Genomic DNA, 20,400 nt, shown 5'->3' with positions numbered 1-20,400 from the left:
CCGCGTCGCCTGCTTCGCGGGTAAACCCGCTCCCACAGGGGTTGCATTTCAGCTTGGACTTGCGCCCGGGTTCAGCACCAGCTGCATGAAGGTCAGGTCCAGCCAGCGGCCGAACTTCACCCCCACCTGCGGCATCTGGCCGGTCACCACGAAGCCCAGGCGCTCATGAATGCGCACCGATGCCGCATTGCCACTCTCGATGGCGGCCACCATCACATGCTTGCCGCAGTCACGCGCACGCTCGATCAATGCCGCCATCAACACCGGCCCCAGTCCCTTGCCACGCTGGTCGCCACGGATGTACACCGAGTGTTCCACGGTATGGCGAAAGCCCTCGAACGGTCGCCAGTCGCCAAACGAGGCATAGCCGAGCACGCCGCTGTCATCCACCGCCACCAGGATCGGATAACCCTGCTGCGCCCGTGATTCGAACCAGGCCTGGCGGTTGCCCAGGTCCACCGGGGTTTCGTTCCAGATCGCCGTGGTGTTGCGCACCGCGTCGTTGTAGATGGCGAGGATGCCTGGCACGTCGGCAGACAGGGCATCGCGGATTTGGTGAGTCATGGCAGCGTCTCGCAGGTTCGTTGGGTGCAGGTTAAATGGTTACCAGCCCGCGCACACCTTCCGCCTGCATGTTTTCGCCACGGCCGCGCTGGATGATCTCGCCACGGGCCATCACCAGGTACTGGTCGGCCAGCGCTTCGGCGAAGTCATAGAATTGCTCCACCAGCAGGATGGCCATGTCGCCACGTTCGGCCAGGCGGCGGATGACCGCGCCGATTTCCTTGATCACCGAGGGCTGGATGCCTTCAGTCGGCTCGTCGAGGATCAGCAGGCGCGGGCGGCTGGCCAAGGCTCGGCCGATGGCCAGCTGTTGCTGCTGGCCGCCGGACAGGTCGCCGCCACGGCGTTGCTTCATCTGCTCGAGTACCGGGAACAACTCGTAGATGAACGCCGGCACTTCGCGGGCTTCACGGGCAGGGAAGCGTGACAGGCCCATCAGCAGGTTTTCCTCGACGCTCAAACGCGGGAAGATTTCGCGGCCCTGGGGTACATAGGCGATGCCGGCGTGGACACGCTGCTGGGGCTTGAGCGCGCTGATCGGCTTGCCTTCCCATTCGATGCTGCCGTCGCGCGCGGGCACCAGGCCCATCAGGCACCGCAGCAGGGTGGTCTTGCCCACGCCGTTGCGGCCCAGCAGGCAGGTGACTTCGCCGACCCTGGCTTCGAACGACAGGCCGCGCAGGATGTGGCTACCGCCGTAGTACTGGTGCAGGGTGTCGATTTTCAGCATGTGGGTTCCTCGGAAATCTGCGTTTTGCCTGTGCCGGGCTTTTCGTGGCTACCGGCAGCAATGTCTAGCGGCCCAGATACACCTCGACCACCCGCTGATCCGCCTGCACCTGCGCCAGCGACCCTTCTGCCAGCACACTGCCTTGGTGCAGCACGGTTACATGGTCGGCAATGCTGCCGACAAAACCCATGTCGTGCTCCACCACCATCAGCGAGTGCTTGCCGGCCAGGCCCTTGAACAGCTCGGCGGTAAACTCGGTTTCGGCATCGGTCATGCCGGCTACCGGCTCGTCCAGCAACAGCAGTTGCGGCTCCTGCACCAGCAGCATGCCGATCTCAAGGAACTGCTTTTGCCCATGCGACAGCAGGCCCGCCTGGCGCTGGGCCAACGGCAGCAGGCGCAAGGTGGCCAGCACCTCCTCGATACGCTGGCGTTGTTCAGCACCGAGCCGCGCCGTCAGGCTGGCCCACACCGACTTGTCGGTCTTCAGCGCCAACTCGAGGTTCTCGAACACCGTCAGCGCCTCGAACACTGTTGGCTTCTGGAACTTGCGGCCGATGCCGGCCTGGGCGATCTGGTATTCGCTCATGCGGGTCAGGTCGAGGGTGTCGCCAAACCAGGCATTGCCGCTGTCGGGACGGGTCTTGCCGGTGATCACGTCCATCATCGTGGTCTTGCCGGCACCGTTGGGGCCGATGATGCAGCGCAGTTCGCCCACGCCGATGTACAGGTTCAGGGCGTTCAGCGCCTTGAAGCCATCGAAGCTGACGCTGATGTCCTCAAGGCTCAGCACCGTGCCGTGGCGGGTATCCAGGCCGGCCTTGCGGCGGCTGCCAAGGCCGATGGCCTCGCGGCCGGCGCCGAGTGCGTCGAAGACCGGCTCGAGCATGAATTCGGGATGTACCGGCGGCACGCCTCTCATGGTTGGCTCCTTTTCTTCAGCAGGCCCACCACACCCTGGGGAAGGTACAGGGTGACGAGGATGAACAGCGCGCCGAGGAAGAACAGCCAGAACTCCGGGAAGGCCACGGTGAACCAGCTTTTCATGCCATTGACCAGGCCGGCGCCAAGCAGCGGGCCGAGCAGCGTGCCGCGACCACCAAGGGCCACCCACACGGCGGCCTCGATGGAGTTGGTCGGCGACATTTCCCCAGGGTTGATGATGCCCACCTGCGGCACATACAGCGCACCGGCCAGGCCGCACAGTACGGCACTGAGCACCCACACCAGCAGCTTGAATCCGCGTGGGTCGTAGCCGCAGAACATCAGGCGGTTCTCGGCATCGCGCACCGCGGTGAGCAGGCGGCCGAACTTGCTGCGGGTCAGGCTCCAGCACAGGTACAGGCTGGCCAACAACAGGCCGACGGTGAGCAGGAACAGTACAGCCCGGGTGCCCTGGGCGGCGATGTCGAAGCCGAGGATGGTGCGAAAGCTGGTAAAGCCGTTGTTGCCGCCGAAGCCGGTCTCGTTGCGGAAGAACAGCAGCATGCCGGCGAAGGTCAGGGCCTGGGTCATGATCGAGAAATACACACCCTTGATCCGTGAGCGGAAGGCGAACCAGCCGAATACCAGTGCCAGCAGTCCGGGCGCCAGCACCACCAGGCACAGGGCCCAGGCGAAATGCTCGGTGCCAACCCAGTACCAGGGCAGTTCGCTCCACGAAAGAAAAGTCATGAAGCCCGGCAGCCCGTCACCGGCGGCCTGGCGCATCAGGTACATGCCCATGGCGTAGCCGCCGAGGGCGAAGAACAGGCCATGGCCCAGCGACAGCAGCCCGGCATAGCCCCAGACCAGGTCCAGCGCCAGGGCCACGATGGCATAACAAAGGATCTTGCCGACCAGGGTCAGGGTATAGGCCGACACCTGCAGGGCATGTCCCACTGGCAACAGCGACAGCAGTGGCAAGGCCACCAGCAGCAGGACGACGAGCGTTCCGATGGCCAGCGACAGGCGCGGCCCGGCCTTTTGCGTAGCAGTGACAAGCAGTGGCTGGTTCATCAGTCGATTACCCGTCCCTTGAGGGCAAACAGGCCTTGCGGGCGCTTCTGGATGAACAGAATGATCAGCGCAAGGATGAGGATCTTGCCGAGCACGGCGCCGATCTGCGGCTCCAGCAGTTTGTTGGCGATGCCAAGGCCGAACGCTGCCCACAGGCTGCCGGCCAGCTGGCCGACACCGCCGAGCACCACCACCAGGAACGAGTCGATGATGTAGCTCTGGCCCAGGTCGGGGCCGACGTTGCCGACCTGGCTCAGGGCTACGCCGCCCAGCCCGGCGATGCCCGAGCCGAGGCCGAAGGCGAGCATGTCGACGCGCCCGGTGGACACCCCGCAGCAGGCTGCCATGTTGCGGTTCTGGGTGACCGCACGCACGTTCAGGCCCAGCCGCGTGCGGTTGAGCAGCAGCCAGGTGAGCAGCACCACGGCGATGGCGAAGCCGATGATCACCAGGCGGTTGTACGGCAGCACCAGGTTGGGCAGCAGCTGGATGCCTCCCGACAGCCAGGCCGGATTGCTCACTTCGACGTTCTGCGCGCCGAACAGCAGGCGAATGGCCTGGATCAGGATCAGGCTGATGCCCCACGTCGCCAGCAGGGTTTCCAGGGGACGGCCGTAGAGATGGCGAATCACCGTGCGCTCCAGCGCCATGCCGACCCCGGCGCTGACGACGAAGGCCACCGGCAAGGCGAGCAGCGGGTAGAACTCGACGGCGCCCGGGGCGTAGCGCTGCAGCAGTACCTGTACCATGTAGGTGCTGTACGCGCCGAGCATCAGCATCTCGCCGTGGGCCATGTTGATCACCCCGAGCAAGCCGAAGGTGATGGCCAGGCCCAGGGCCGCCAGCAGCAGGATCGACCCCAGCGACAGGCCGCTGAACGCCTGGCCGAGCAGTTCGCCGACCAACAGCTTGCGCTGCACCTGGGCCAGGCTGGTTTCAGCGGCGGTGCGCACGCCCGGGTCGGTTTCCGCGCCCGGTTGCAACAGGGCTTCGAGGCGGGTGCGCGCCAGTGGGTCGCCGGTTTCGCCGAGCAGGCGCACGGCAGCCAGGCGTACGGCCGGCTCGCTGGCGCCGAGTTGCAGGTTGGCCAGCGCCAGGCCGAGGGCTGCGTGCACGGCGGGGTCCGTCTCAGTGGCGAAGCGTCGGTCGAGGAAGGCCATTTGTGCTGGCTTTGCGCTCTTTTGCAACTGTTGGGCGGCAGCCAGGCGCGTGGCGCTGTCATCGCTGAGCAACTGGTGGCTGGCCAGGGCGTTGTCGATCAGGCCGCGCAGACGGTTGTTCAAGCGGACCTTGCGGGTGTCGTCAGGGCCTATGCGGCCTTGACGCAGGTTCTGTAGCAGCGGCAGGCGCGCGGCATCCGGCTGCGCCGCCCAGGTTTCGAGCAGTTGGGCCTGCTCGGCGGGCTTGGCGCTGAGGAAGAATTCGCCCTCGCTGGCGTGGGTTGCCAGAGGCAGCACGAGCAGGAGGGAGAGCAGCAGTCTGAGCATGCGAACAATCCTGGAATTCGGCGGTGGATTCATCGCGGATGAATCCGCTCCTACTCGGGCGGCGCTGAACGGTAGGAGCGGATACATCCGCGACAGGGCTGAACAGCAGCCCCGGTGCACTCAGTTACCTTTCACGGCATAGTCCGGGCGCTTGTCGTTGCCCGGAATGAACGGGCTCCAAGGCTGCGCCCGCAATGGCTGCTCGGTTTCCCATACCACACTGAACTGCCCGTCATCCTGGATCTCGCCGATCATCACCGGCTTGTGCAGGTGATGGTTGGTCTTGTCCATGGTCAGGGTGAAGCCCGACGGCGCCTTGAAGGTCTGCCCGGCCAGAGCCTCGCGCACCTTGTCGACGTCGGTGGACTTGGCCTTCTCGGCGGCCTGGGCCCACATATGGATACCCACGTAGGTGGCTTCCATCGGATCGTTGGTCACCGCCTTGTCGGCGCCCGGGAGGCCCTTGGCCTTGGCGTAGGCCTTCCAGTCGGCGACGAACTTCTGGTTGACCGGGTTTTCCACCGACTCGAAGTAGTTCCACGCCGCCAGGTGGCCGACCAGCGGCTTGGTGTCGATGCCGCGCAGCTCTTCTTCGCCGACCGAGAACGCCACCACCGGCACGTCGGTGGCTTTCAGGCCCTGGTTGGCCAGCTCCTTGTAGAAGGGCACATTGGAATCGCCGTTGACCGTGGATATGACCGCAGTCTTGCCCCCGGCGGAGAATTTCTTGATGTTGGCGACGATGGTCTGGTAATCGCTGTGACCGAACGGCGTGTACACCTCTTCGATGTCCTTGTCGGCCACGCCCTTGCTGTGCAGGAAGGCGCGCAGGATCTTGTTGGTGGTGCGCGGGTAGACGTAGTCGGTGCCCAGCAGGAAGAAGCGCCTGGCGGTGCCGCCGTCTTCGCTCATCAGGTACTCGACGGCCGGGATGGCCTGCTGGTTGGGCGCGGCGCCGGTGTAGAACACGTTCGGCGACATCTCTTCGCCTTCGTACTGCACCGGGTAGAACAGCAGGCCGTTGAGCTCTTCGAACACTGGCAGCACAGATTTGCGCGACACCGAGGTCCAGCAACCGAACACCACCGCGACCTTGTCCTGGGTCAGCAGCTGGCGGCTTTTTTCAGCGAACAGCGGCCAGTTGGAGGCGGGGTCGACCACCACCGGTTCGAGCAGCTTGCCATTAACACCCCCCTTGGCGTTGATCTCGTCGATGGTCATCAGCGCCATGTCCTTGAGCGAGGTCTCGGAAATTGCCATGGTCCCGGACAGCGAATGCAGGATGCCGACCTTGATGGTCTCGGCGGCCTGGATACTCCAGCTCAGGCCCATCGCGGCGATCGATGCGCTGAGGGTAAAGGCCTTGATCAGACTGCGACGCTTCATGTGCTCTCTCCGCTGTGTTTTTTTAGGGTGTTGGGCAAGCGGAGGGGGTGTTGCAAGGGGTGTGCCTGGTGGCTCAAGTCCCGTATCAGAGGGGTTTTGCGAGGTGTTGGGGCGTGGGTTGGATCCAGCTTGGTGCCTAGCGCATCTGTGTGCACAGGATTGGGGCCGCGTTGCGGCCCCGAGGCTTCAGCCGTTACGCACCGCCGTGCGCGGATGGCGCTTGCTGCGCACGAACTGGTAGGTCACCGCCAGCAGCACGAACCAGATCGGTGTCACCAGCAATGCTGAGCGCGTGTCTGCCTCCAGGCTCAGCAACACCAGGATGAAGGCAAAGAACACCAGGCACACGTAGCACATGAAACGCCCGCCAGGCATCCTGAATTTCGACGCCTGGTGCAGCGCCGGTCGGTGCTTGCGGTACCGCAGGTACGACAGCAGGATCAAGGTCCAGACGAACATGAACAACACTGCCGAAACGGTGGTGATCAGGGTAAATGCCTCGATCACGTTGGGCACCAGGTAGATCATCACCGCACCCAGCAGCAGGCAGGTGCAGGAGAAGTACAGCCCGTTGGCCGGCACCGAGCGGCTCGACAGTTTTTCGAATGCCCCGGGTGCATCACCCTCCTGCGCCAGGCCATATAGCATGCGGCTGGTGGAGAACACGCCGCCGTTGGCCGACGAGGCCGCCGAGGTCAGTACCACGAAGTTGATGATGCTTGCAGCGGCCGGCAGGCCGGCCAGCACGAACAGTTCGACGAACGGACTCTTGCCCGGCACCACGTCGCGCCAAGGGGTCACGGCCATGATCGCGATCAGGGCCAGTACGTAGAACATGATGATCCGCACCGGGATCGAATTGATCGCTCGTGGCAGGGTGCGTTCCGGGTTTTTCGCTTCGGCGGCGGTGGTGCCCACCAGTTCGATACCGACGAAGGCGAACACGGCGATCTGGAACCCGGCGAAGAAGCCTATCAGGCCGTTGGGGAACATGCCGCCATCGTTCCACAGGTTGGCCAGCTGCGCAGTGCGCCCGCTGGGCGAAGTGAAGCCGCTGATAACCATGTACAGGCCGGTCGCGACCAGGCCGAGAATGGCGACGATCTTGACCAGGGCGAACCAGAACTCCAGTTCACCGAACATCTTCACCGTCACCAGGTTGAGCGAGAGCAGCACGCCCACGCAGGCTAGTGCCGGGATCCACTGTGGCAGTTCGGGGAACCAGAACTGGGTGTACGCGGCGATGGCGACCACGTCGGCGATGCCGGTGACCACCCAGCAGAACCAGTAGGTCCAGCCGGTGAAATAGCCGGCCCAAGGGCCCAGCAGGTCGGCAGAGAAGTCGATGAACGACTTGTAGTTGAGGTTCGACAGCAGCAGTTCGCCCATCGCGCGCATGACGAAGAACAGCATGAAGCCGATCAGCATGTAGACAAAGATGATCGACGGCCCGGCCAGGCTGATGGTCTTGCCCGAGCCCATGAACAGGCCGGTGCCGATTGCGCCGCCGATGGCGATCAGCTGGATGTGCCGGTTGGTAAGGTTGCGCTGCAGGTGCTGGTCTTCAGCAGGAGGGGAAGAGGTCCGGGTCATTGGCTGCATTCCATTGATGGTCAGTCTTTTTGTGAAAGCCGAGTAGGCTAACACGGGCGTCCCAATTCGGGGCGCGACAGATCGACACGACCTTTGTGCAGCGCTTACTGGCCGCTTCGCGGGGGCAGTCCACTCTGTGGGAGCGGGCTTGCCCCGCGAAGTGGCCAGTGAGACCACTGCAAGGGTCAGGCGCTGGCCAATACCCGACGGCGTCGCACCACCAGGCTATCCACAACCCACATCACCACCATCGACAACCCAACCAGCGGGAACATCACCCCCAGCAGCACCATCACACCGACTGCCGCCTTCCAGCGCGGCAGGTCATGGCGCAGCGGCGGCACCCCCAACCCTCCTGCCGGCCGGCGCTTCCACCACATCACCAGGCCGCTCACCGAGCCCAGCAGGATCATCAGGCACACGAGCAGGATGATGACCTGGTTCAGCACCCCGAACATCTTGCCTTCATGCAGCATCACCCCCAGCTCGGTGGCCCGCGCCACCGGGCTGTAGTCCTGCCAGCGCACGTCGGCCAGGACCTTGCCGGTGTACTGGTCGACGTGCAGGGTGGCGTCGTTGCGTGGGTCGTCGGCGAACACCGCGATGGTGAATACACCGTCAGCTGTGGTCGGCAGGGTGATGCTGTAGCCCGGCTCGACCTGGCGCGCACTGGCGATGTCCTCGACCTGTTGCACGCTCACCTGCGGTGCCGCCGGAGCGGTCGACATCACGTGATGCCCGGCGTGTTCGGCATGCGCGCCGGATTGCGGCATCGGTGTGTTTTCCATGGCCCAGGGCACCGTCTGGCGGTGGGCATGGTTCAGTTCACCAGCTTGTTGATCGGACTTGGGTACGTCGTTCCACATGGCGGCTGGAAAGCGGTTCCACAAATCGGCGTACTGCTTGCCCCACAGGCCGGTCCAGGTCATGCCGCTAAGCAACATCAGCAACAGCAACGCCGAACCCCAGAACCCGGTCACCGCATGCAGGTCGCGCCACAACAGCCGACCGCGTGCGCTCAGGCGTGGCCAGAGCACGCCAGCGCCATTGCGCCCCCGCGGCCACCACAGGTACAGGCCGGACACCACCAGCACGATGCCCCAGCCGGCAGCCAGCTCCACCAGCCGGTCACCCACCGTGCCGACCATCAGCTCGCCATGCAGGGCGCGGGCGACGGCCTGCAGGTTTTGCTTGGCGTCCTGCTCGCCAAGGATCCTGCCGCTGTAAGGGTCGACGAACACGTTCAGTTCCCGCCCGCCGTCATGCACCACGAACTGCGCGCTGCGTTCGGCGTTCAGCGGCGGCAGGTACTGGCCGACGTGCCCCTTGGGATAGGCCTGGCGCACTTCGGCCAGCATCGTGTCGGCGCCCTGCCGATGGTTTCCGGCTTCGACCACCATCAGGTCGCGGTAAAGCAGCGGGTCTAGTTGCGGCTTGAACAGGTAGATGATCCCGGTAACCGCCAGCAGGATCATGAACGGGGCCACGAACAGCCCGGCATAGAAGTGCCAACGCCAGGCCAGGTTGTAGAAATTGATGCGTGTTCCTCTCATGGGAACCTCCAGTGTTTGCCAACTGAAGGGCGCAACACCTGGTTGCGCCCGCGGTGGTTGTCAGAAGCTGAAATCGACCTTGGTCCAGAAGGTCCGGCCTGGCTCGGTCACCGGTTGTGGGTCTGTGGCCGGGTAGCCGAACCCAGCGTTGCCGGCCAGGTTCAGGTGCTCGGCGTAGGTCTTGTCGAAGAGGTTGTCGACCCCGGCGCTGAGCTTGAGCTGGCTGCTGACCTTGTAGGCACCATTGAGCGAGAACACGCCGAAGCCAGCGCTGTTGTCGTAGTCCTTGCCCACCACATTGCCTTGGTTCTCGGCGATACGGTTCTGCGCCGACACCAGCCGCCACAATGCCCCTGCACTCCAGGTGTCACGGCTGTAGGTCAGGCCAAGGCGGCTTTCCAAGGGCGGCATCTGCGGCAGCGCCTTGCCGTCACTGCTGTTCTTGCCCCAGGCGTAGGCCAGCGTGGCATCGGCTTTCCAGTTTTCCGTCAGCTTGTAGGCGGCGCCCAGCTCGCCGCCCATGATGCGGGCGTCGATGTTCTGCGCCTGGGAGGTGCTCATGCCCATCATGCCGGTGCGGTAATCGAACAGGATGTAATCGCGGATCTGCCCGACATAGGCCGAGGCCCAGGCCTCCAGGCGTTCATCGCGGTACTGGATGCCGAAATCGAGCTGGGTGGTCTTCTCGGGCTTGATACCGTCGAAGGCGTTGGCCGCACCAGGCGGCGCCAGCTTGGGCGAGAACAGCTCCCAGTAGTCCGGGAAGCGCTGCGCGTGGCCAAGGCCGATGTATGTGGTGGCGGGGATCGCCGCCAGGTCGTGCTCGTAACGCACGAAGCCGCTGGGCAGGGTGTCGGCGCGGGTATCGCCTTCGGTGGCGCTACCCGTGCGCAAGTCGCGGGCCGAGGCGCGGTCCAGCCGGGCACCGGTGATCAGCCGGTCAACATCTGTGGCGTACCAGGTGAGTTCGCTGAAGGCGCCGTAGTTGTGGAAGTCGGCGTCCTTGGTCCAGGGCTGGCCCTTGTGCGCATCGACGCCCATGCCGCCACGCTGGCGGTGTTCGTTGGTTTGTGCGTCGATGCCGCTGATCAGTTGCACGTCTGCCCAACGCCAGGTTGCCTTGATCCGTGCACCCATCGTGCGGCGGTCGACGTTGCTGACCATGGGCATGCCCATCATGCCGCTGCCCGATGGCGTGCGCAGGCTGTAGTTGTCCATCACGTGGTCGGCGTAGTTGTAGTAAACCTGCGCCTCGACCTTGTCGAGAACCTCGCCGAGGTTGGACTTTTCAAAGCGCAGGCCCAGGCTTTCGCGCTTGAACTGCGAGCCGTCCATGCCACGTCCGGCATAGCGGGCTTCGCCGTCGCCCTTGCCGGCAGTGAGTTCCAGCAGGGTGTCCTGGTCTGGCGTCCAGCCCAGGGTTACATCGCCGTTCCATTTGTCCCAGCGTGAGGGCACGGTGTCGCCGTTGCCATCGTGGTAGTCGTCAGAGCGCGACTGGTTGCCGACGAAGCGTGCGTAGGCCTGGCTGTTGCCAGCGGCGGCGTCGAGCACTTTGTCGAAGCGGCCGTTGGAGCCGGCCAGGAGGCTGGCGTTGACGCGGCTACCAAGGGGGCCGAACTTCTCCGGCTCACGTTCGAAGAGGATGGTACCCGCCGAGCCGCCCGGGCCCCAGATCACACTTTGCGGGCCCTTGATGACGGTGAGGCGGTCGTACGTTTCGGGTGCGATGTACGAAGTCGGTGCGTCCATGCGGTTGGGGCAGGCACCGAGCATCACGCCGCCGTTGGTGAGGATGTTCAGGCGCGAGCCGAACATGCCGCGCAGCACCGGGTCACCGTTGGTACCTCCGGCACGGATGGCCGAAAAGCCTGGGATGGTCTTGAGGTAATCGGCGCCATCGCTGGCCGGTACGGGCTGGCGTGGGTCTTTCGGGTCGGTGACCACGGTCAGCGGCGAGCTTGGCGCAATGGCGGTGATCACCGTCGGGCTAAGCTCGGGTAGCGTTTGCTCGTGGCCTTCGTGGCCAGGGGCGGCGGCGATGGCCATGGGCGCGAGCAGCGAGCCGCACAACGCGGCGAATGTCCCGCGCAGGGCGGGTGCGAAAACAGGGGTGCAGCCGGACATAGTGATTCCAGTCGATCAGTCATGAGTCGGCGCGAAGCTCCAGGCTTCGTGCGGCAAAAGGTGATGTCAGATGCTGATCGAAAGCGGCGGTGCGCGGCTGCGCGCGCCGGGGAAAACGGCCTGCCGGGCATGGCCTTGGTGCGTGGGCGTGGCGGTGAGGGTGCCCGGGGTGACGTGACCGGCGCTGAGCGGGCTGAGGGTTTGTGGTAACGCGGGGCAGTTGAACAGCAGGCTGCAGTAGCCGCACTTTTCCCACATCACATGCAGCTGGCCATCATCGCCGTGGCCGTTATTTGCGTCGCCATGCTGATGCTCCATGGACATGCTCATGTCCATCGGCATGCTCATGCCCGCATGGTGCTCCATCGGCATCGACTGGGAAACCAGCGGGCCGATGAAGATCATCCACATGGCGAACAGGCTCAGCCAGCCGCCACCGACGCGCCTGCGTTCAGGGCGGGTGGTACGGCTGCGGCCGTTGCGGGGCAGGCTCATGTTGGCGAGCGCCGGTCAGCTAGCGGTCAGTGCGCGTGTTCGTGGCCTTGCGGCTGGTCCGCCGGCGGCTGCTTCTGTACAGCCACGTCGACGGTGATGTCGCCGGCCTTTTCGAAGTGCAGTGTCAACGGGAAGCGCTTGCCTTCGATTAGCAGGCTGCGGTCCTTGGGCTGCATCAGCATTACATGGTAGGCGCTGGGGGCGAAGACCAGGTCCTTGCCGGCCGGCACGGTCACGTTGGGCACCTGCTGCATCTTCATGGCGCCGCTGGCGCTCATCGTATGCTCGTGCAGTTGTGCATCTGCAGTGATCGGGCTGTCGACGCTCAGCAGGCGGTCGTCTGCCTTGCCGTTGTTGTGCACGATGAAATAGGCAGCGACGTTGGGCGCATTCGGTGGCAACGCCAGCGACCACGGGTGGGCGATGTGCAGGTCGCCCACGGTGTATTCATGGGCATTGGCGAAGGCGCCGGGCAGCAGCAAGGCGGCCACGATGAGAGCTTGCTTGAGCATGGTGTGAGTCTCCGTTCTGTTCAGGTTCAGGCAGACAGTGTGATGAACTCAGACCAGGGGAGGGGCACGGGGGTTGAGCGCAGGCCATAGCTGGCGCGGTGTCGGTTGGTAGGTGGCAAGCGGCGGTAGATACCCGGCCAGCAGCGTGGGCGGGTTGTGCAGCTGCGGCGGATAGCCCGGCAGCGCCAGCAGCGGTGCGGCGCCAGAGCAGCACCAGCAGTGCTGCATGTTGGAATGCTGGTCGCTTTGGGTGCCGAGGTCGATCTTGGCCAGGGCCTGGACATCGACCTTGGCCTTACCGGCCAGGCTCGAACAGAAAGCCCCCCACAGCAGCTGTTCGGCCGGGCCCTTGGGCGCGGCAGAGGACAGCGGCATGGCCAGCAGGTTGAACAGCACTGCTAGGCAGGCTATCCAGGCAATGTGCCGACGTGGGGGCATGGAGAGATCCGGTCAGGAATCGTGACGGGTATTGTAAGGCGGAGTATAGGTAAAAATGGCGGGGTGCGGTGAAGTGACGCAGGTGGGATGACATCTGGTGCTGCTATGCAGCCCATTCGCGGGGCAAGCCCGCTCCCACCTCCAGAGGTCAGCTGTGGGAGCGGGCTTGTCGCGCGCATGGCCGCACAGCTGCCCCGGTGATATCAAGGCTTGTTGCGGCCCATCAGGCCACGGACGGTTTCCTGCAGATCCGCCGGCAGCACCACCACCTTGGCGTTGTTGCTGTTTGCCAGGTTCTCCATGGCGCCGACGTAGCGCTCGCCCAGCAGGTACATGGCCGGTACCGTCTCATTGCCGACTGCTTCCTTGACCAGCGAGATCGCCCGCGCCGAGGCCTCGGCCAGGTTGATCTGCGCCTCGGCATCCAGCTTGGCCGACTGCAGCCGTGCTTCAGCTTCGAGAATCGCCGCCTGCTTGGCACCTTCGGCACGGGTCACGTCGGCTTTACGCTCACGTTCCGCAGCGGCCTGGCGCTCCATGGCCAGTTGCATGTTCTCGGACGGCTTGATGTCCTGGATTTCCACCGAACGCACGGTCACGCCCCAGTCTTCGGTCTGCTCGGACATGGCCTCGCGCAGGCGCGCCTTGATCTGCTCGCGGCTGGACAGCGCTTCGTCCAGGTCCATCGCACCGACGATGGCGCGCAGCGAAGTCATGGTCAGGCTGGTGACCGCGAACGAGAAGTTCTGCACGCCGTAGGAGGCCTTCTGCGGGTCGATCACCTTGGCAAAGCACAGGGCGTTGGCGACGATCACCGCGTTGTCCCGAGTGATGATTTCCTGCTCTTGCACATCGAGGATGATGTCCTTGGTCGGCAGGCGGTAGGCAACCACGTCCATGTAGGGAATGACGATGTTCAGGCCGGGCTTGAGCGTGCTGTGGTAACGGCCCAGGCGCTCGACGATCCATTCCTCGCCCTGGGGCACGATACGCACCCCCTTGAACACGGTGATCAGGACGAACAGGGCGATGGCGGCGACTACGATGAGGCTGGTCATGGTGCGCAATTCCTTTTGATACAGGTTCAGGCCCGGATGACCCGGGCGGTATTGCCTTCGATGGCGGTAAGGCGTACCCGCTCGCCGGCGGCGATCTCGCTGTCGGCGATGCAGGTCCATTCTTCGTTGCCGAGTACCGGCTTCTGGAAGCGTACCCGGCCTTTGTGGAACTCCGAGACCGCAGCGGTCAGCAGCCCGACTTCACCGATCACGCTGTCTGCTGTCCAGCGCACGTCCGGCTTGCGCCGGAACAGCTTGAACCATAGCGCCGTGGTGACTGATGAAAGCAGCACCCAAAGCAGCACCTGCATGTCCAGCTGCAGGCTGGGGGCAGCCAGCGAGATGAGCGAAACCAGCACGGCACCAATGCCGAACCAGAGGATGAAGAACGTCGGCAGAACCAGCTCGAGCAGCATCAGCGCAATGCCGAAAACCAGCCAGATCCACCATTGCATGTCCATATGGGTAGCGCCTTCCAGGGGGGAGAGGCGAGTTTATGGCAACAGGGCGGCAGAGGGCCACCTGAAGCCTTGAAAGAAAAGCCCGAAATGGCTGTGGGACTATCTTCGGAAGAGTGACGCTCCTACAGGGGGAGGCGGTTTTTGTGACTGTCGTTCTTACAGATCGAGTGCTGCGGCCAGGTCATGCAGCGATTCGAATATCCGGTCTACGCCAGGCAGCACCGGGCGCCTCAGCACCAGCACCGGTAAGCCCAGCTCCCGCGCCACCTCCAGCTTCGGCTCGGTCGCCACGCTGCCGCTGTTCTTGCTGATCAGCACATCGATGCAACGACGTTGGAACAAGGCCCGTTCATCGTCGATACGGAACGGCCCGCGCGCGCCAATCACTTCGCAGCGGGCATTGCCCGGGCACGCCTCCAGCGCACGCAAGGTCCAGAACTGCCCGGGCGGAATTTCATCCAGGTGTTGCAGCGGCTCGCGCCCCAGGGTGAACAACGGCCTGCGGAACGGCTTGAGCGCCCCGATCAACCCTGCCCAGTCGTCGACCTCGCGCCAGTCGTCCCCCTTCTGCGCCTGCCAGGCCGGGCGCCGCAATGCCCAGCAGGCGATGCCGGTACTGCGCGCGGCTTTGGCGGCATTACGGCTGATTTGCGCGGCGTAGGGGTGGGTGGCATCGATCAGCAAGCTGATGCCTGCCTCGCGCAGGTAGCCCGCCAGGCCCTCGGCGCCGCCAAAACCGCCAACCCGAACCTGGCACTGCAGGTCCTGCGGCACCCGGCCGATGCCGGCCAGGCTGTAGACGTGCTGCGGGCCGAGGCGGCGGGCCAGGGCCAAGGCTTCCGTTATGCCGCCCAGCAGCAGGATACGCCGGTTCATTGGGCACCCGCCCGGCCGACGATGCCGCCCTGGCGGTCGATGGCGAACACTTCCACATGTACCTGGGCCGGTACGACGCTGCGGGCGAAGGCCAAGGCATGCGCGCACACCGCATCGCCCAGAGCAACGCCGGCGGCATGCGCCAGCGCCAAGGCCTGCTGGCTGGTATTGGCTGCCCGGATTGCCGCCTGCAGCGCTTCGTCAGCGCCGATGTCTGCAGCCCAGCCGGCCAGTTGCGGCAAGTCGATGCTGGAATGGCGGCTGTGCAGATCCATGTGCCCGGCCGCCAGCTTGCTGATCTTGCCGAAGCCGCCACACAGGCTCAGGCGCGCTACCGGCACCTTGCGCAGGTGCTTGAGCACCGCGCCGACGAAGTCACCCATTTCGATCAGGGCAATTTCCGGCAGGCCATAGACCCGGCGCATGGTGTCCTCGCTGGCGTTGCCGGTGCATGCCGCAATGTGCGTGTAGCCATTGGTGTGGGCGACATCGATGCCCTGGTGGATCGAGGCAATGTAGGCCGCACAGGAGAACGGCCGCACAATGCCGCTGGTACCGAGGATCGACAGCCCGCCGAGGATACCCAGGCGCGGGTTCATGGTTTTCAGCGCCAGCTGCTCACCGCCCTGAACATTGACGGTGACCTCGAAGCCACCGGCATAACCGCATTCGTCCGCCAGACCTTGCAGGTGTTCGCTGATCATCCGCCGCGGCACCGGGTTGATGGCCGGCTCACCCACGGCCAGCACCAGCCCCGGGCGGGTCACGGTGCCGACACCAGTGCCGGCGACAAAGCGGATGCCCGCTTCGGCCAGCAGGCGCACCTGGCTGTAGAGCAGGGCGCCGTGGGTCACGTCCGGGTCGTCGCCGGCATCCTTGAGCGTGCCTGCTTCGGCGCCTTCACCGTTCAGGCGGCAGAACTCCAGGCGCATCTGCACCACCTTGCCCTTGGGCAGTGTGATATGCACGGCATCGCTGCTTGTACCGCTCAGCAGCAGGCGAGCGGCTGCCAGGCTGGTGGCGGTGGCGCAGCTGCCGGTGGTCAGGCCGCTGCGCAGGGGCGCAGGCTGTTCACGGGTTTCTTCACGCATCGGCGGGCTTCACGACCTCCAGCAGGGTGATCGGCAGCGCCTGGCGCCAGGTGTCGAAGGCGCCCAGCGGCTGGGCATGGGCGACGTGGATGCGGGTCAGCTCGCCGCCGTGGCGTTCGCGGAACTGCGCCAGGGCCAGTTCGCTCTGCAGGGTCACTGCGTTGGCCACCAGGCGGCCGCCGGGGCGCAGGCTTGCCCAGCACAGGTCGAGCACGCCGACGCGGGTGACGCCGCCGCCAATGAAGATGGCATCGGGCTGTTCCAGGCCTTGCAGGGCCGCCGGGGCCTTGCCGCGGACCAGTTGCAGGCCGGGGACCCCCAGTGCATCGCGGTTGTGTTCGATAAAGCCCTGGCGACCCTCGTCGGCCTCGATGGCCAGGGCTCGGCAGGCGGGGTGGGCGCGCATCCATTCGATACCGACCGAACCGCAGCCCGCACCGACGTCCCACAATAGTTCGCCGGGCTGTGGCGCCAGGCGGGCGAGGGTGATGGCGCGGACATCGCGCTTGGTCAGCTGGCCGTCGTGACGGAAGGCACTGTCCGGCAGCCCGGCGAGGCGGTGCAGGCGCGGGGCGTGTGGGGCAGCCCGGCATTCGATGGCCACCAGGTTGAGCGCAGCGACCTGGGCATGTGGCCAATCCTCGGCGGAGCCGGACAATTCACGCTCCGCTGCCCCGCCCAGATGCTCGTATACCCTTAGCCGGCTCGGCCCGAAACCACGCTCGCGCAGCAGTGCGGCAATCGCCGCCGGGCTGTCACCATCGTTGCTCAGCACCAGCAGGCGCACGCCACCGTGCAGATGGGCATTCAGTGCAGACAGCGGGCGGGCGACCAACGACAGCACCTGCACATCCTGCAGTGGCCAGCCCAGGCGGGCGGCGGCCAGGGCACACGACGAGGGCATCGGCAGCACGTGCATTTCTTCGTCAGGCACCTGGCGCGCGAGGCTGGCGCCGACACCGTAGAACATCGGATCGCCGCTGGCCAGTACGCACACCGGCTCGCCGCGCAGGGCCAGCACCGGGGCAAGGGAAAACGGGCTCGGCCAGCCCAGCCGCTCGCCGGCCACGCAGCGCGGCAGCAGGGCCAGCTGGCGCGGGCTGCCAAAGATCCGCGCCGCGCCCAGCAACGCGCGCCGGGCTTGCTTGCCGAGGCCGCTGAAGCCGTCTTCGCCGATGCCTACTACTGTCAGCCAGGGTGCCATGTATACCTCTTCAGGATCTTGGAGGAGCACAGCGCGCCCAGAATTTCAGCGCAAACTGGAATGATGCTCGACCACCGGCTTTTCATGCCGCCGGACAAAGCAGGCATAATACCGCGCCTTCTACACTCAAGCGCATTTTCACAGACTGCCGGATAGCCCATTGACGCAGGCCCATAGCCCCCATGTAACGCCCCGCCCCTCGGCTTGTCCGGGGTTGTGGCGTATCGTCAGTGCCCGGGATGGCGGCATTTGCCGCATCAAGCTGGCGGGTGGCCTGCTGCTCGCCGACCAGGCCGACGCGGTGGCGATGGCCGCCGAGCGTTTCGCCGAGGGTGTGATCGAGGCGACCAACCGCGGCAACCTGCAGATCCGCGGCATCGGCAGCGACCACCACGGCCTGGTCGAGAGCTTGCTCGCAGCCGGGCTGGGCCCGCGTGAGGCCGCCGGCGACGATGTGCGTAACCTCATGCTCAGCCCGCTGGCTGGCCACGATCCGGCCATGCTGCTGGACGCGCGGCCGCTGGCCGGGCAGATCCTCGGCCTGCTGGAAGGTACGCCGCGCTTTCATCAGCTGTCGGCCAAGTTCGCCGTGCAGCTGGATGCCGGCGAGCGCCTGGCCATGCTTGAGCATCCTCATGACCTGTGGTTGTCGGCCCTGCACCTGGAGCAGCAGGCCTGGCTGGCGTTCGGCCTGGCCGGCTGCCCGGCTGACGGCCGTGTGCTCGGCGCGGTGCCACTGGAGCAGGGCCTGATCCTGGTGCGTGCCGTGCTGGAGCGCTTCCTCGACCTGGCCACCCCGGCCCAATCGCGCATGCGCCAGTTGCTCGAAGTGTGCTCGCCAGGCGACTTCATCGACGGCCTTGGCCTGGCCATCCGCCGCGATGCCGCCGTCCTCGGCTGGCGACGTGAAGCGTACAACGCCGCATGGCTGGGTGTGTTACCCCAGGCGCAGGGGCTGGCCTTGGGCGTTGCCCCGCCGCAGGGCCGCCTGACCCCGGCCATGCTGCGTGGGGCTGCCCGTGTCGCCCGTGAACTGGGCGATGGCAGCCTGCGCCTGAGCCCCTGGCAAAGCCTGGTGCTGACCAATGTCCAGGCGCATGTCGTCAGCCAGGCCCAGGCCGCCCTGTCCGCCCTGGGCCTGCTGTGCCACGAGCAGGAGCCGCTTGCGCGTATCCACGCCTGTACCGGCAGCAGTGGCTGCGCCAAGGCCCTGGGCGAAACCAAGGCCGACGCCGTGACCCTGGCGGCGCTGCTCGGCCCGGGCGCGCCCGGCAGCGTGCATTTGTCCGGTTGCACCCGATCTTGCGCCGTGGCCCATGTTGCCCCGGCCACCCTGCTGGCGCGCTCACCGGGCCGTTATGACTTGTACCTGCGTGACGCAAGCCAGCCGGGCTTCGGCGCCCTGCGCGCCACCGACCTCACCTTGAATGAAGCAGGCGCCATGCTCGACCTGCCGACGGAGCACCTTGATGATTGACTACATCCGCGATGGCCAGGAGATCTATCGCAATTCCTTCCGGATCATCCGTGAGGAAGCCAGACTCGAGCGGATTCCCGCAGACCTCGAAAAGCTCGCCGTGCGCGTGATTCACGCCTGCGGCATGGTCGAGGCCATCGATGGCCTGCAGTTCTCCGAAGGTGCTGGTCGCGCCGGGCGTGAAGCGCTGCTGGGTGGCGCGCCGATCCTGTGCGATGCGCACATGGTTGCCGAAGGTATCACCCGGGCACGCCTGCCAGCGGACAACAAAGTGATCTGCACCCTGCGCGACCCGAGCGTGCCGGGCCTGGCGAAAGACGCCGGCAATACCCGTTCAGCCGTGGCCCTGGAGCTCTGGCGACCGTACCTGGAAGGCAGCGTGGTGGTGATCGGCAATGCCCCCACTGCACTCTTCTACCTGCTGGAAATGCTCGACGCCGGCGCCCCCAAGCCGGCATTGATCCTCGGCTTCCCGGTCGGCTTCGTCGGCGCCGCCGAGTCCAAGGCGATGCTCGCCGCCGACAGCCGTGGCGTGCCGTTCGTGATCATGCAGGGCCGCCTGGGCGGTAGCGCGATGGCCGCCGCTGCGGTCAACGCCCTGGCCACGGAGGTGGAATGATGGCGCCGCGTGGACGTCTGCTCGGCCTGGGCGTAGGCCCTGGCGACCCTGAACTGATTACCCTGAAAGCCCTGCGCCTGCTGCGTGAGGCGCCGGTGGTCGGCTATTTCGTGGCCAAGGGCAAGCGCGGCAATGCTTTCGGCATCATCGAAGCGCACCTGCAGCCCGAGCAGACCTTGCTGCCGCTGGTGTACCCGGTCACTACCGAAGCCCTGCCGGCGCCGCTGTCCTATGAACAGGTGATCAGCGACTTTTATGACGAGGCCAGCGTACAGGTGGCCGAGCATCTGGATGCCGGCCGCGACGTGGCGGTGATCTGCGAAGGCGACCCGTTCTTCTACGGTTCCTACATGTACCTGCACGATCGCCTGGCGCAGCGATACGAGGCCGAAGTGATTCCCGGCGTCTGTTCGATGCTCGGTGGTGCCTCGGTATTGGGCGCGCCGCTGGTGTATCGCAACCAGAGCCTGTCGGTGCTGTCTGGCGTGTTGCCCGCCGAAGAGCTTCGGCGTCGCCTGGCCGACGCCGATGCGGCGGTGATCATGAAGCTTGGCCGCAATTTCCCCAAGGTGCGCGAGGTGCTGGCTGAACTGGGCCTGGATGGCCGCGCGCTGTATGTAGAGCGGGCGACCATGGCCAACCAGAAGATCGTGCCGCTGGACCGAGTGGACCCGCAGTCGTCGCCCTACTTCTCGCTGATCATCGTGCCGGGTGAAAAATGGCAGGGCTGA

At 65.4% G+C, this 20,400-nt stretch carries 20 protein-coding genes; 3 read left to right on the top strand and 17 right to left on the bottom strand.

Annotation, left to right across the window (positions count from 1 at the left end; genetic code table 11):
* Positions 1-48: 48 nt before the first annotated feature.
* The 17 genes from B4L76_RS10220 to cbiE form a co-directional block, all read right to left on the bottom strand.
* Positions 49-564, bottom strand: a complete 516-nt coding sequence (locus B4L76_RS10220; RefSeq protein ID WP_296232216.1) for a GNAT family N-acetyltransferase — start codon at positions 562-564, stop codon at positions 49-51.
* A gap of 31 nt (positions 565-595) precedes the next feature.
* The gene (gene urtE / locus B4L76_RS10215; RefSeq protein ID WP_296232214.1) at positions 596-1,294 is read right to left on the bottom strand and encodes an urea ABC transporter ATP-binding subunit UrtE; all 699 of its coding nucleotides are present in this window, start codon (positions 1,292-1,294) and stop codon (positions 596-598) included.
* A 64-nt stretch (positions 1,295-1,358) separates the two neighbouring features.
* Positions 1,359-2,216, bottom strand: coding sequence for an urea ABC transporter ATP-binding protein UrtD (gene urtD / locus B4L76_RS10210; protein ID WP_296232212.1), 858 nt, complete (start codon positions 2,214-2,216; stop codon positions 1,359-1,361).
* Entirely contained in the window at positions 2,213-3,292 is a 1,080-nt protein-coding gene (urtC, locus tag B4L76_RS10205; RefSeq protein WP_296232211.1) for an urea ABC transporter permease subunit UrtC, read from the bottom strand. The genes urtD and urtC overlap by 4 nt, the downstream gene beginning before the upstream one ends.
* Complete coding sequence (urtB, locus tag B4L76_RS10200; RefSeq protein ID WP_296232209.1) at positions 3,292-4,779, bottom strand: urea ABC transporter permease subunit UrtB; 1,488 nt, start codon at positions 4,777-4,779, stop codon at positions 3,292-3,294. Before urtB ends, urtC begins: the two co-directional genes overlap by 1 nt.
* 120 nt (positions 4,780-4,899) lie before the next feature.
* Positions 4,900-6,165: an urea ABC transporter substrate-binding protein gene (gene urtA, locus B4L76_RS10195; RefSeq protein WP_296232208.1), complete on the bottom strand. Its 1,266-nt coding sequence runs from the start codon at positions 6,163-6,165 to the stop codon at positions 4,900-4,902.
* 186 nt (positions 6,166-6,351) lie between these two features.
* Entirely contained in the window at positions 6,352-7,758 is a 1,407-nt protein-coding gene (cycA, locus tag B4L76_RS10190) for a D-serine/D-alanine/glycine transporter (RefSeq protein ID WP_296232207.1), read from the bottom strand.
* Positions 7,759-7,943: 185 nt separating this feature from the next.
* Positions 7,944-9,311: a PepSY-associated TM helix domain-containing protein gene (locus B4L76_RS10185; RefSeq protein ID WP_296232206.1), complete on the bottom strand. Its 1,368-nt coding sequence runs from the start codon at positions 9,309-9,311 to the stop codon at positions 7,944-7,946.
* A gap of 60 nt (positions 9,312-9,371) precedes the next feature.
* Entirely contained in the window at positions 9,372-11,438 is a 2,067-nt protein-coding gene (locus B4L76_RS10180; protein ID WP_296232205.1) for a TonB-dependent copper receptor, read from the bottom strand.
* 66 nt (positions 11,439-11,504) lie between these two features.
* Positions 11,505-11,933 (bottom strand): DUF2946 domain-containing protein, encoded by a 429-nt coding sequence (locus tag B4L76_RS10175; protein WP_296232204.1) that lies wholly within the window; start codon positions 11,931-11,933, stop codon positions 11,505-11,507.
* Positions 11,934-11,959: 26 nt separating this feature from the next.
* Complete coding sequence (locus B4L76_RS10170) at positions 11,960-12,445, bottom strand: copper chaperone PCu(A)C (RefSeq protein WP_296232203.1); 486 nt, start codon at positions 12,443-12,445, stop codon at positions 11,960-11,962.
* Between the two features lie 48 nt (positions 12,446-12,493).
* Positions 12,494-12,883 carry a DUF2946 domain-containing protein gene (locus tag B4L76_RS10165; RefSeq protein ID WP_296232202.1) on the bottom strand — a complete coding sequence of 130 codons (390 nt, stop codon included), beginning with the start codon at positions 12,881-12,883 and terminating at the stop codon, positions 12,494-12,496.
* 203 nt (positions 12,884-13,086) lie between these two features.
* Positions 13,087-13,941, bottom strand: a complete 855-nt coding sequence (locus tag B4L76_RS10160) for an SPFH domain-containing protein (protein WP_296232201.1) — start codon at positions 13,939-13,941, stop codon at positions 13,087-13,089.
* Positions 13,942-13,967: 26 nt separating this feature from the next.
* Positions 13,968-14,402, bottom strand: a complete 435-nt coding sequence (locus B4L76_RS10155) for an NfeD family protein (protein WP_296232200.1) — start codon at positions 14,400-14,402, stop codon at positions 13,968-13,970.
* Between the two features lie 156 nt (positions 14,403-14,558).
* On the bottom strand, positions 14,559-15,278 hold the full coding sequence (locus tag B4L76_RS10150; RefSeq protein WP_296232198.1) for a cobalt-precorrin-6A reductase: 720 nt from the start codon (positions 15,276-15,278) through the stop codon (positions 14,559-14,561).
* Entirely contained in the window at positions 15,275-16,369 is a 1,095-nt protein-coding gene (locus B4L76_RS10145; protein ID WP_296232195.1) for a cobalt-precorrin-5B (C(1))-methyltransferase, read from the bottom strand. Before B4L76_RS10145 ends, B4L76_RS10150 begins: the two co-directional genes overlap by 4 nt.
* Positions 16,362-17,573: a precorrin-6y C5,15-methyltransferase (decarboxylating) subunit CbiE gene (cbiE, locus tag B4L76_RS10140; RefSeq protein WP_296232194.1), complete on the bottom strand. Its 1,212-nt coding sequence runs from the start codon at positions 17,571-17,573 to the stop codon at positions 16,362-16,364. The genes B4L76_RS10145 and cbiE overlap by 8 nt, the downstream gene beginning before the upstream one ends.
* 145 nt (positions 17,574-17,718) lie before the next feature.
* Between cbiE and cobG the strand changes: the two genes are divergently transcribed.
* Genes cobG through B4L76_RS10125 form a run of 3 tightly spaced genes read left to right on the top strand, consistent with a single transcriptional unit; the run spans position 17,719 to position 20,400 of the window.
* Complete coding sequence (gene cobG / locus B4L76_RS10135; RefSeq protein ID WP_296232220.1) at positions 17,719-19,050, top strand: precorrin-3B synthase; 1,332 nt, start codon at positions 17,719-17,721, stop codon at positions 19,048-19,050.
* Positions 19,043-19,669, top strand: a complete 627-nt coding sequence (locus B4L76_RS10130) for a precorrin-8X methylmutase (protein ID WP_296232193.1) — start codon at positions 19,043-19,045, stop codon at positions 19,667-19,669. Before cobG ends, B4L76_RS10130 begins: the two co-directional genes overlap by 8 nt.
* Positions 19,666-20,400, top strand: a complete 735-nt coding sequence (locus B4L76_RS10125) for a precorrin-2 C(20)-methyltransferase (protein WP_296232191.1) — start codon at positions 19,666-19,668, stop codon at positions 20,398-20,400. The genes B4L76_RS10130 and B4L76_RS10125 overlap by 4 nt, the downstream gene beginning before the upstream one ends.

Origin of the sequence: Pseudomonas sp. UBA4617 (assembly GCF_002386445.1) — a bacterium.
Lineage (GTDB): Bacteria > Pseudomonadota > Gammaproteobacteria > Pseudomonadales > Pseudomonadaceae > Aquipseudomonas.
The sequence above is the reverse complement of the archived record's forward strand: the minus strand, read 5'-3'. Positions and strand labels throughout refer to the sequence as shown.